The organism is Notoacmeibacter sp. MSK16QG-6, assembly GCF_024158145.1.
In the GTDB taxonomy this organism is placed as follows: Bacteria; Pseudomonadota; Alphaproteobacteria; order Rhizobiales; family Rhizobiaceae; genus Notoacmeibacter.
On sequence record NZ_JAMYXM010000002.1, the window covers coordinates 574,751 to 586,952 of the forward strand.

At 57.6% G+C, this 12,202-nt stretch carries 11 protein-coding genes; 3 read left to right on the forward strand and 8 right to left on the reverse strand.

What is annotated here, in order from left to right; genetic code table 11:
* The first annotated feature begins 19 nt into the window (after nucleotides 1–19).
* On the forward strand, nucleotides 20–3,508 hold the full coding sequence (gene carB / locus NIM86_RS10455) for a carbamoyl-phosphate synthase large subunit (RefSeq protein ID WP_253381786.1): 3,489 nt from the start codon (nucleotides 20–22) through the stop codon (nucleotides 3,506–3,508).
* A gap of 8 nt (nucleotides 3,509–3,516) precedes the next feature.
* Here carB and NIM86_RS10460 read toward each other — a convergent pair whose 3' ends face one another.
* The gene (locus NIM86_RS10460) at nucleotides 3,517–3,849 is read right to left on the reverse strand and encodes a hypothetical protein (RefSeq protein WP_253381788.1); all 333 of its coding nucleotides are present in this window, start codon (nucleotides 3,847–3,849) and stop codon (nucleotides 3,517–3,519) included.
* 152 nt (nucleotides 3,850–4,001) lie between these two features.
* Complete coding sequence (locus NIM86_RS10465; RefSeq protein WP_253381790.1) at nucleotides 4,002–4,619, reverse strand: glutathione S-transferase N-terminal domain-containing protein; 618 nt, start codon at nucleotides 4,617–4,619, stop codon at nucleotides 4,002–4,004.
* 197 nt (nucleotides 4,620–4,816) lie between these two features.
* Between NIM86_RS10465 and NIM86_RS10470 the strand changes: the two genes are divergently transcribed.
* Complete coding sequence (locus NIM86_RS10470; protein WP_253381791.1) at nucleotides 4,817–6,019, forward strand: pyridoxal phosphate-dependent aminotransferase; 1,203 nt, start codon at nucleotides 4,817–4,819, stop codon at nucleotides 6,017–6,019.
* A gap of 41 nt (nucleotides 6,020–6,060) precedes the next feature.
* The gene (locus NIM86_RS10475; RefSeq protein WP_253381793.1) at nucleotides 6,061–6,297 is read left to right on the forward strand and encodes a hypothetical protein; all 237 of its coding nucleotides are present in this window, start codon (nucleotides 6,061–6,063) and stop codon (nucleotides 6,295–6,297) included.
* 8 nt (nucleotides 6,298–6,305) lie between these two features.
* Here the strand turns inward: NIM86_RS10475 and NIM86_RS10480 are convergent, their stop codons facing one another.
* From NIM86_RS10480 to NIM86_RS10505, 6 genes are all read right to left on the reverse strand, one after another.
* Complete coding sequence (locus NIM86_RS10480) at nucleotides 6,306–7,202, reverse strand: LysR family transcriptional regulator (RefSeq protein WP_253381796.1); 897 nt, start codon at nucleotides 7,200–7,202, stop codon at nucleotides 6,306–6,308.
* Nucleotides 7,203–7,242: 40 nt separating this feature from the next.
* Nucleotides 7,243–8,229 (reverse strand): thioredoxin-disulfide reductase, encoded by a 987-nt coding sequence (trxB, locus tag NIM86_RS10485; RefSeq protein ID WP_253381798.1) that lies wholly within the window; start codon nucleotides 8,227–8,229, stop codon nucleotides 7,243–7,245.
* 94 nt (nucleotides 8,230–8,323) lie between these two features.
* Nucleotides 8,324–9,415 carry a glycosyltransferase family 4 protein gene (locus NIM86_RS10490; RefSeq protein WP_253381800.1) on the reverse strand — a complete coding sequence of 364 codons (1,092 nt, stop codon included), beginning with the start codon at nucleotides 9,413–9,415 and terminating at the stop codon, nucleotides 8,324–8,326.
* Nucleotides 9,415–10,437: a glycosyltransferase gene (locus NIM86_RS10495; RefSeq protein WP_253381802.1), complete on the reverse strand. Its 1,023-nt coding sequence runs from the start codon at nucleotides 10,435–10,437 to the stop codon at nucleotides 9,415–9,417. Before NIM86_RS10495 ends, NIM86_RS10490 begins: the two co-directional genes overlap by 1 nt.
* The gene (locus NIM86_RS10500; RefSeq protein ID WP_253381804.1) at nucleotides 10,434–11,303 is read right to left on the reverse strand and encodes a glycosyltransferase family 2 protein; all 870 of its coding nucleotides are present in this window, start codon (nucleotides 11,301–11,303) and stop codon (nucleotides 10,434–10,436) included. Before NIM86_RS10500 ends, NIM86_RS10495 begins: the two co-directional genes overlap by 4 nt.
* Before the next feature lie 2 nt (nucleotides 11,304–11,305).
* On the reverse strand, nucleotides 11,306–12,157 hold the full coding sequence (locus NIM86_RS10505) for a glycosyltransferase family 2 protein (RefSeq protein ID WP_253381806.1): 852 nt from the start codon (nucleotides 12,155–12,157) through the stop codon (nucleotides 11,306–11,308).
* Nucleotides 12,158–12,202 lie beyond the last annotated feature (45 nt).

Here is a 12,202-nt window from a genome sequence, read left to right on the forward strand (position 1 = left end):
CAGACAAACGGAACCGATTATGCCGAAACGTACAGACCTGAAGTCCATTCTCGTGATCGGCGCGGGGCCTATCATCATCGGCCAGGCTTGTGAATTCGACTATTCCGGTACGCAAGCTTGCAAGGCGTTGAAGGACGAGGGCTATCGGGTCATTCTGGTCAACTCCAACCCGGCGACGATCATGACCGATCCGGAACTGGCCGACGCGACCTATATCGAGCCGATCACGCCGGAAGTCGTCGCCAAGATCATCGCCCGTGAGCGCCCAGATGCTGTTCTGCCGACCATGGGCGGTCAGACCGCTCTGAACACGGCGCTGTCACTCAAGCGTATGGGCGTTCTGGAGCGGTATGGCGTAGAGATGATCGGCGCAAACGCCGAGGCAATCGACAAGGCTGAGGACCGCAAGCTCTTCCGCGAGGCGATGGACCGGATCGGCTTGGAAACACCTCGTTCCATGCTGGTCAACGCGACTGAGGTCAAGGATGCCGACCGTGAGCGGCATGAACAGCGGCGCTCTGAGTTGCGGAACACCCTGTCCGGCGACGAACTCGATCAAGCCTTGGACGAACTGGAAGCGGAATGGAACCGCGGCGAAGGCGACCGCAAGCAGCGCTATCTCCGCCACGCCATGGCGCAATCGGCCTTGGCGCTGGAGAATGTCGGTCTTCCCGCCATTATCCGCCCGTCCTTTACACTTGGCGGCACCGGCGGCGGCATTGCCTATAATGAAGACGAGTTCAACCAGATCGTGTTTCAGGGGCTCGACGCCTCCCCGACCACAGAGGTGCTGATCGACGAGAGCGTCCTCGGTTGGAAAGAATACGAGATGGAGGTCGTCCGCGACAAAGCGGACAACTGCATCATCATCTGCTCGATTGAAAACGTCGATCCAATGGGTGTGCATACAGGCGACTCGATCACCGTCGCACCGGCTCTGACGTTGACCGACAAGGAATACCAGATCATGCGCAACGCCTCGATCGCGGTTCTGCGCGAGATCGGGGTGGAAACAGGCGGATCGAACGTCCAGTTCGCTGTGAACCCACAAAATGGTCGGCTTGTCGTGGTCGAGATGAACCCCCGCGTTTCACGCTCTTCGGCTCTGGCGTCCAAAGCCACCGGCTTCCCGATTGCCAAGGTCGCGGCGCGCCTTGCCGTCGGCTACACGCTGGATGAGTTGGAAAACGATATTACGGACGGCGCGACGCCGGCGAGCTTCGAGCCATCCATCGATTACGTCGTAACGAAGATCCCGCGCTTCGCATTCGAGAAGTTTCCCGGCGCCAAGCCAAACCTGACCACGGCCATGAAAAGCGTCGGCGAAGTCATGGCCATCGGCCGTAGCTTCCAGGAATCGCTACAGAAGGCGCTGCGCGGTCTTGAAACCGGTCTGACCGGACTCGATGAAATCGAGATACCGGGCATGGTCGGCGATGATGACGACAAAAATGCCCTTGTCGCGGCTGTCCGCAAAGCAACGCCGGACCGCTTGCGCCATGTCGCCCAGGCCATGCGTCATGGTATGACCCTCGAAGCCATTTATGAAGCGTCGGGCATCGACCCCTGGTTCCTTCGCCAGATGAAGGCGATCATCGATATGGAGGCGAAGGTTCGCGAGCACGGCCTGCCGGACGATGCCGAAAACCTTCATATGCTGAAAGCGATGGGCTTCTCGGATGCGCGCCTCGCCAGCCTGACCAAACAGGATGAAGGCGCGGTTAAGCAACTTCGCGAAAGCCTCGACGTTCATCCGGTCTTCAAGCGGATCGATACCTGCGCAGCCGAGTTTGCTTCACCCACCGCCTATATGTACTCGACATACGAGAAGCCGTTTGCCGGTCAGCCGGCAAATGAAGCGCAGGTTTCCGAACGCAAGAAAGTCGTCATTCTTGGCGGCGGACCGAACCGGATCGGCCAGGGAATCGAATTCGATTATTGCTGCTGTCATGCGGCATTCGCTCTGGCGGATGCAGGCTATGAGACCATCATGGTCAACTGCAACCCCGAGACGGTATCGACCGATTACGACACCTCTGACAGGCTCTATTTCGAACCGCTCACCGCTGAGGATGTGCTTGAAATTCTACGCACGGAGCAGGAGGCGGGAACCCTTCACGGTGTAATCGTGCAGTTCGGCGGTCAAACGCCTCTGAAACTGGCGGACGCATTGGAGCGGGCTGGCATACCCATCCTCGGCACCAGCCCTGATGCGATCGATTTGGCGGAAGACCGCGACCGGTTCCAGAAACTGCTCGTCAAGCTTGGCCTCAGCCAGCCGAAGAACGGTATCGCCTATTCGGTTGAACAGGCTCGTCTCGTCGCCAGCGATCTCGGCTACCCGCTCGTCGTGCGGCCTTCCTACGTGCTCGGCGGACGCGCCATGCAGATCATTCGCGATGAAGGCAGTCTGCAAAATTATCTTCTGGATACTGTGCCCGAGCTTGTGCCGGAAGACATCAAGGCCCGCTATCCGAACGACAAGACCGGTCAGATCAACACACTGCTCGGCAAGAACCCGCTATTGTTCGACACCTATCTCGCTGGCGCTATCGAGGTCGATGTCGACTGCCTCTGCGATGGCGAAAATGTCTATGTTTCAGGCATTCTCGAGCATATCGAGGAGGCCGGCATTCACTCCGGCGATAGCGCATGCTCCCTGCCCGTCCATTCGCTTAGCGACGAGATCGTTGCGGAAATGGAAAAACAGACGACAGCCCTTGCCCGCGCGCTGAAAGTCGGTGGGCTGATGAATGTTCAATACGCCATCAAAGACGGCACGGTCTTCATTCTCGAAGTGAACCCGCGTGCATCGCGCACCGTTCCGTTCGTCGCCAAGACAATCGGCCGCCCCATCGCCAAGATCGCGGCGCGCATCATGGCAGGCGAAAAATTGGATGAAGCCTTCGCCGATTACGGCGACAAACCGGATCTGAAAGCGCTGGATCACATTGCCGTTAAGGAAGCGGTCTTCCCCTTCGCTCGCTTCCCCGGCGTCGACACACTGCTCGGGCCGGAAATGCGCTCGACTGGCGAGGTCATGGGCTTGGATCGCGATTATGCCTTGGCTTTCGCCAAAAGCCAGCTTGGGGCCGGCGTCGATCTACCGCGTGGCGGCACGGTTTTCGTTTCTGTCCGGGACGAAGACAAGCAGCGGATTCTTTCTGCCATCCGCCGCCTCAGTGAGAGCGGTTTCAGTGTCATCGCCACCGGTGGGACAGCACGCTTTCTCAACGAGAACGGCGTCGAGGCAAGCAAGATCAACAAGGTGCTTGAAGGGCGGCCCCATATCGAGGACGCGATCCGAAACCGGCAGGTTCAGCTTGTGATCAACACCACCGACGGCGCCAAGGCGGTCAGTGATTCAAAATCGTTGCGTCGGGCCGCGCTTCTCCAGAAAACGCCCTATTATACGACCTTGGCCGGCGCCGAAGCGGCCTCACTGGCCATTGCAGCGTTGCGTGCGGGCAATCTGGAGGTGAGACCGCTACAGGACTACGTCAACTAGAGAATATCCTAGCGGAATATCCAGGGACGGCGGAAACGGTCTTCGTAATCGGGGATCTGGCATGTCAGCAACCGGCAGGTGCCTTCCCGCCGAAAGATCGTTTTCGGCAACGCCACCTCGTCCGACTGACAGAAATAACTGTCTGCGACGAAACGGTCGTATAGGAGGCGATTGGATTGGCGGGATGAGTAGCGAAGAATTGCAGCGCCGTTCTGCGCCACGATCCGTCGCGCGTCCCGACAGCTTGCACCATCGATGTTAATGCGCGGTGCCGCAAATGCGGCCTGCGACCCTGCTGCAAATAAAACGAAAGACAGAATAGCGATCGAAAACGTTCTCATGAGGCTTTCCCTCAGCTTCTGGAACCCTTTGCCAGTCTCGCCGGCGAAAAGGTAACCGGGCCATCCCTTCTTCACGCCAAGATATTTCGGGTCGTGCGTGAGGCGATCAACCCTCGCTCAACAAATATTAGAGGGATAGGTCTGCCATCCTGCTAACTTGGTAGCCAATCGAGCGTGATATGGTCCGGGTCGTTTTCGACCCTGCTTAGCCATGCGCTTAAAGCTGGCATCTCCGACAGATCGAAGCCGCCCCGACTTTCCGCGGTAGCCGTGTAGGGGTAAAGGCAAAGATCGGCGAGCGTGATCTGGTCTCCGGCGAGAAATGGCGTCGCCTCGAGCTGTAAATTCATGCGCCGAAGATTGCGCTGCCCGGCATCGAAAAGCGGATCGAGCACCTCGGAGCGACGCTCCGCTTCGCGATGCGAATAATTGAGAATGGCGGCGCGGACAGCGACCGTAGCCTCGTGTGAATTCTGTTCCCAGAACATCCATTCCAACACTTTAGAACGTTGAAACGGGTCTGGAGGCACGAACCGTGTCCTTTCGCCGAAATGACAAAGAATAGCGTTGCTCTCCGAGAGCACGCGGCCGTCTTCCCATTCGACCAGAGGAACGCGGCCGTGCGGGTTCTTGCTCAAAAAGTCGGGGTGGCGTGTGATCCCACTCCCATATTCAGCGGCGATATGACGGTATTCGATGCCGAGCTTGTGAAACAGCAGCCGCACCTTATGAGAATTGCCGGAACTCGGCATCGAATAAAGCGTGAGCACGAAAACATCTTCCTTTTTGATGGTCGCACATAATTCGACCGGCATAGGCGACTGGGGTCAACGCCTTTGCTGTCACCCATACATGCCTACCTTTCGCATCCGTCTTGCTCGCAAATGCCAGCGGGGCTATGGGTGCCGGGACCTGCGCTTAGCGGTCAGTCTACAAACCGACAAGAGTTCAGGGAGCCTGTTTCGCCATGGCATTTCTCGCCGACATTCTTTCACGCGTGCAGCCCTCAGCGACCATCGCAGTCGTGCAAAAAGCACGTGAGCTGAGAGCGCAAGGGCGTGACGTAATCAGCCTCGGGGCAGGCGAGCCCGATTTCGACACGCCGGATAATATCAAAGCTGCGGCCAAGGCGGCGATTGATCGGGGTGAAACGAAATATACGCCCGTCGCTGGTATTCCGGAGCTACGCAAAGCAATTGCCGAAAAGTTCAGCCGCGAAAACGGCGTGGACTACGACTGGCAGCAGGTGATCGTCGGCACGGGTGGCAAGCAGATCCTGTTCAACGCCTTCATGGCGACGCTGAATCCGGGCGACGAGGTAATCATTCCGGCGCCCTATTGGGTGTCTTACCCGGAGATGGTCGCTATTTGCGGTGGCGAGTCCGTTTGTCCCAAAACCCATCTTGAAGACAATTTCAAGCTCCGCCCCGAAGCTCTGGAGGCAGCGATTACGGAGCGGACGAAATGGCTGGTTTTCAACTCGCCGTCCAATCCCTCCGGCGCGGCTTACACCAAAGACGAGATCAAGGCTCTGACCGATGTCCTGATGCGCCATCCTAATATCTGGGTGCTAACCGACGATATGTACGAGCATCTCGTCTATGGCGATTTTACCTACCATACGCCGGTGCAGGTAGAACCGGGCCTGAAGGACCGGACGCTTACCATGAATGGGGTATCGAAGGCCTACGCGATGACCGGCTGGCGGATCGGCTACGCAGCGGGCCCGAAAGATCTCATCAAGGCGATGGAGACGATCCAGAGCCAACAGACATCGGGCACGGCCTCGATCAGCCAGTGGGCTGCATTGGAGGCGCTGACCGGCCCGCAGGACTTTATCGAAAAGAACAAGGCAATCTTCCAGCATCGGCGCGATCTGGTCGTTTCCATGCTGAACCAGGCGAACGGTCTGACCTGCCCGGCACCAGAAGGAGCGTTTTATGTCTATCCGTCCTGTGCCGGTCTGATCGGCAAGACGGCTCCTTCAGGAAAAGTGATCGAAACGGATGAGGATTTCGTCACCGAACTGCTTCAGGAAGAAGGCGTCGCCGTGGTGCACGGCTCTGCATTCGGGCTCGGTCCAAATTTTCGCATCAGTTATGCGACCAGTGAGGCGGCGCTTAAAGAAGCCTGCATCCGCATCCAGCGTTTTTGCGGCAACTGCAGATAACGGGCATTCTCCTCCTCGCCAGTCTGGATAGAGGAGCGGGAATGAAACTATCGATATATTTGATGCTGATTATGGCGGGAACCGGCTCCGTTGCACCGGATCTCGCCATGGCGGTCCGCTGTAAGGATTATGCCAATTGCCGTCAGGCGGTAGAGAACTGGTGCGCCGGTCTTCATCCGCGCGCTGACGGCGACAACGATGGAATTCCTTGCGAAAACGTATGCTCAAGTCGCGAGCAGGTCGAACGGATCATGGCCGAGATCGGCTGCAGACGGTAAGAGGCTGCTCAGAAGTTCCAGCGGCGCGCCTTGGCGAACATGAAATCACGAAACGCTTCCAGCTTGGCTTGGCTTCGCATGGCCTCGGCATAGACGAAGAACGTGTCGAAGGTCGGAACTTCGATCTCCGGGAGGATATGCACGAAGCCGGAATCGCGGTCGATAATGTAGTCGGGCAGCATGGCGATGCCGAGACCGCGTTTGACGGCGCTGCGGATTGAGTTCAGATCGTTCATCTGAAGACTGGCCTGCAGATGCTCGCCATTGGACAGTTCGACCGTTTCCAGCCAATTCAGATTTCGAAGGTAAGCGATCACCGGCTCGCCGAACGTGATCAGCGTATGATCCTGAAGCGCCTCCAGTGTCTGCGGCTGGCCGTTTCGCCGGATATAGTCCTCACTGGCCCACAAGTGGAAATGCACAGTGAAAAGCTTGCGCTGAATGAGATCGGGTTGCTGCGGCTGGCGCAGACGGATAGCGCAATCGGCCTCGCGCATCGTTAGATCCAGTTCCTCATTTGAAAAGAGGAGTTGGAGCTGAACATCGGGATATTGGTTCATGAACTCGTCGACCCGTTTGGCAAGCCAACCGGTTCCGAGTCCGACCGTGGTGGTAACGCGAAGCGTACCGCTCGGCTTGTCCTTCGATTCCGTCAGGCTGGAACGGACGGTCTCCAGTTTCAGAAGGACCTCTTGCGCCGTCTTGAAAAGAATTTCGCCGGCTTCGGTGAGGACGAGGCCACGCGCATGGCGGTGGAACAGCGAAACGCCGATCTCGTGCTCCAAAGCGCTGACCTGTCGGCTGATCGCAGATTGCGACAGATTAAGGGTATCGGCGGCATGAGTGAACGAGCCAGCCTGCGCCGCTGCGTGAAACACCCGTAACTTGTCCCAATCGACCGGCATTTCTTCTCCTCCTTAGCCGGTCCTTGGACCCTGCGACGGCCTATTCGGCAGCCTGTACTTCGGTTTCAGATGCGATGCCCGCCAAATAACGCTCAGCTTCCAACGCAGCCATGCATCCGAGACCCGCAGCGGTGACCGCCTGACGATAGATATCGTCGGCCACATCGCCAGCAGCAAAGACACCCGGTATGGACGTTCTGGTCGAATCTGCCTCGGTCCAAAGATAACCGTTCGGCTTCTGCTTCAGCTTGCCTTCGAAAAGCGACGCTTCCGGGGCGTGACCGATAGCAACGAAAACGCCATCGATTGCCATTTCGCGCGTTTCGCCGGATTTTGTATTTTTAAGGCGTACGCTATTAACCGATGCGGGAAGCGGCGGTTTGGCCGGCGTGCCGAGGAACTCGTCGACAGCCATGTCCCAAAGGATTTCGACATTGTCTTTCTTGAACAGGCGATCCTGCAAGATTCGCTCCGCGCGAAACTCGTCGCGCCGGTGAACGACCGTCACCTTGTCGGCTATGTTTGAGAGATAGAGCGCCTCCTCGACAGCCGAGTTGCCGCCGCCAACGACCATCACATGCTTGCCGCGGTAGAAGAAACCGTCACAGGTTGCGCACGCCGAAATGCCGAATCCCTTGAACGTCTCCTCGCTCGGAAGGCCGAGCCATTTCGCCTGCGCACCGGTCGCGACGATCACCGAATCGGCCGTCCAGATGGCGCCGCTATCGCAGGTGATACGAAACGGGCGGACATCGAGATTGACGTCGGTCACGATGTCGGACACCAGATCAGCCCCGACATTTTCCGCCTGCGCCCGCATCTGTTCCATCAGTTGAGGCCCCATGATCGGGTCGGCAAATCCCGGATAGTTCTCCACATCGGTCGTGATCATCAATTGGCCACCTTGCTCCAGCCCAGCGATCAGTACGGGCTTCAGCAGAGCGCGTGCGGCATAGATGGCAGCGGTGTAACCGGCGGGGCCTGACCCGATAACCAGAACGCTGGTATGTTTGGTGGACGCTGACATTTCTGTCTCCTGATACGACGAGACCGCCCCACAAAATTATCTGCGGTTCGGTGTGCTGTTGGCAGATAAGCAATGGGCCGGCCTCGCCGCAAGGTCAGTCGGCAGAAACCCCCGATTCATTGCTCAGCCTGCGGTAGATGGCCAGCAGGGTTTCAACCTCACTCTCAATAGAAAAATGCCGTTTGGCATAGGTCCGGGCGCAAGCCGCCATTGCTTCACGCATCTCGTCATTGTCCATCAACGGAGCGAGAGCGCCAATCATAGCGTTCTCATCTGCCGGTTCGATCAGAAATCCTGTTTCGCCTTCTGCGATCAATTCAGGAAATGCGCCAACGCGAGTAGCGACTGTGGGAACGCCGGTAGCAAGCGCTTCAAGAACGGTTAGTCCAAAACCCTCCCAGCGCTGCGGGGCCACGAAAATATCGAGAGCCTTGTACCATCGCGGGATCTGGTCGACCGGCACCTCCGGTGGAAACAGAATACGATCGGCGAGGCCGGCAGCTCCTACTTTCTCTTTCAACTCATTGAGGAATTTCTCGTGAGCATCTGTCGCGCGGCCAAGCACGATCGCCTGCCATGTCGGGCGGTCGGCAAGAAGCGCGATCATCGCATCGACAAAAACATCGGTGCCTTTTTGGCGTCGAATACGACCGAAACAGCCTATCGTCGGGCGGTCGGGAAGGCCAAGCGAACCGCGTATCGATGAGCGGGCTTCCGGCGGCGAAAATTCGCCGATATCGATACCATGATGAACGACCTCGGAGGGTACCTTCAGATAGGCTTGGCCCGCAGCAGACGTCGCGATGATATGATCCATCCGACTGATCAGAAATCGGCTATAGGCCGTATGCTGTCTCTGCGATGCGGAAGTGAACAGCAGCTTCCAACGGCCACGCAACAAATCGCGAAGGATAACGCCAAGCAGCATTTCCGTATTTCGCCGCGCATGAAATACCGGCTGCCCCGACCGTTGGCGATATCCCTCCAGCAATAGCCGCGTCGTACCGATGATGGGGACATCGGCCGGAAGACCAGGCCCATAGGCCGCGACCGGTGCACGAATTGCCTGGAGCGGTACGAGCCTGGCGATGGTAGCAGTGACGCCTGAAAGGCGCTTCTTCAGATTGGGTGCAACCGCCAGCAGTGGCTCGTCTGGAACGACCGTCTCCGGAACGATAGTCGCCATCAGGGCTTCTCTTGGAACAGCCGGATATACTGATCGCAAATCGCGTCTTTCGAGAACCGCTCTGCAAGCGTCGCCACGCCACCCGCTGCTATGGAGGCGGACAATTCCTGATCGTCCTGTAGCCGCTGAAAGGCCTTCGCAAACCCTTCCGCATCGCCGATATCGACCATAAGCGCATCGCTTTCGTCAGTCATGAACCACGATGGCCCCTCGGAGCGGGTAGAGACGACCGGCTTGCCTTGCGCCCAGGCTTCGAGCGCCACATTGCCGAGCGGTTCGTGACTTGAGGCCATGGCGAAGACGTCACTGGCGGCGACGAAGGGACGTGTATCGGCCTGCCAGCCGAGAAACCGGACCCGATCCTCTACACAGCGTTCCCTCGCCTGCGCCTTCAGATCGTCAGCCAACTCGCCATCGCCCATGATCCACAGATGCATAGATGGCGTCATGGCCGCGGCATCGATCAATACATCGAACCCTTTTCGCGGTACGAACCGCCCCATCGTCGAGACGACGAAATCATCCGGCCCCGCGCCGTAGGCCGAGCGATCAACGGGCTCGACCCGCTCTGCCGGTGTAAAGTTCGTAATGACTTCGACATTTCGCGTCCAGCCAAGATCCCGAACGCGCTCGGCGATGCCGGGCGCATTGCAAACCAACGTGTCGATCCGGTCAAAATATTTCAGGCGCAACGGATAGTCGCCAAGACGCGCGATCTTATGAGTATTCAGATCGTTCGGCATCAGTTTGGCGCCCTTCGGCATCCATGCCAGCACGGCGTCCGGCTTCTCTCGCGCGACACGATATTTCATGCGGATCGGCAACAGCACTTTGTCGATGGATAGATCGCGGAAATGGCTTTCGATAATTGTCGCATGGGGCGCGATGGAAGGTTTCCACAGCCGCTTCGGCCGGATCACCGCCGTCTGCTCGACGCCGCGCTCAGACAGACCACCGACAAGATGGGTGAAGAACCGCTCTGCTCCGCCATCTTTTCCGAAATGAAAATGAAAGACCTTCACGCCTCTTCCTCTACTTCTCTTGCGGAGACCGTCTGCGTCTGACGCCACCAGACTTCTGCACCCTGTTCGACGGGCGGCCCATCGCGAAGCGCCTTTCGCTCGAACTTCTTCGCTTCCGTCATGAAAGAATAGGCCGCGCCGGTCATCGCCTGTATCAGGCCAGGCACGCCGCATCGCCATAAGCCGGTGCGAAAATAAAGGCGAAGAAAATAGGTTGCCGGGCTAAAGAGGAGCTTGATGAGGCTAGGCTGGCGACCCTTCTCCATCTGCATGTCAGCCTTTAGCGACGAATAGGTGTTTTCCTTTAAAATCTGCTCGTCGAGCGGAAGTGGCCGAAAATGCAGAAGGCTGCCTTTTTGCGACGGTTTCACATCGCCTTCCGGCACGATGCCCTCATGCACTTTCAGCGAAAGATCGTAAGCTCCCTGCCCTCTTCGGATCAAACGCAGATTGCGCCGCTCATGGGCGCGTTCAGGCGTATAACCATATCCGATCAGGAAAGGCCGCCGAGCGATCTTCCATCCCACGACATGCTTCGGTGCATTGAGCAATTCCGGAAGCGCCGCGACGAGCGCGCGGTCGAGTCGCTCGTCGGCGTCGATATTGAGACACCATTGCTGGGTGCATTGCTCAAGCGCGAATTGCTTCTGCGCGGCGTAACCCGGCCACCCCCTCTCATGAAGACGAATTGGGTAGCCTTGCGCGGTGTAGCTTTCGATCAGATCGAGCGTCCCGTCGGTCGATCCGGAATCCACGATGACGATCTCAGCGCAGCAGGCCAGGCTCTCGATACAGCCGCCCAGATAGTCGGCTTCATCCTTGCAAATGATAAAGGCTGACAGCGGTAGAGTAGGATCGTCATGCATCGTCAGTTCTTTGTCACAACGCTTTGCAGAAAGCCACGTTGGCGAAGATCGGCCGCGCTGGAAAAGTGGACCGAGCCTTCATATCGAAGCGAGGGCTCTTCTTCCTTCTGAAGGTGCTGGCGGATTGTCTTGTAGACCGCCGCATCGTTCATGTGCTGCCCATTCTCAATGATCGTCGCCGCTCGCTCGTCCACATCGGAAAAGATTTTAAAGTGTAACAGGACGCCCCATTCGCTGGTCACATTCCGAGCCGTAGGCGTCGGCCAGTGGATCGAAGCGCCGAGCGTACAACTTCGATCCCAATAGATGATCGGATATTTCATCAGATGCATATCGGTGCCGAAGACACGCTGGCGCACGCCGCCTCTCAGGATGGCGCCGCTATCTTCAAATACACCGGAATAGCCACTTTCATCGAACAACGGCGCCACATCCCAAGGCATACGCGCATCGCTTCCATCAAATATAGCATCTGAAAGCGGTCCATCCGGATAGAAATCGATCATTGGCGCTGCGACGCGTCGAATAGCTTTTTCCGTTAGGGCAGCCAGATAGTCCTTCAATGGCATGGCCCCTTCGAGGGGAAAGATCAGATATTCATCGCTATCGATATTGATGTACCAGCGATCGAACCCGTAGAGAGCCATCAACCGTTCTCGCCATATTTTTCCTCGTGCGCTTTCGGCGAAGCGTTTTTCCGATGACCAGAGATCGACATCGCTCTCGCTTTTCAGAAATTCCACCGTTCCGTCATCGGACTGATCGTCGACGATCACGAAGCGATCGACTCCCAGTTCACGATAGTGTTTGAGCAGAGACGGCATGAACCGGCGCTCGTTGCGGCAGACAAGCATGCAGATCAAATCGTCTTTGTTGACACCGCCAGGTCCAGCGCCGGA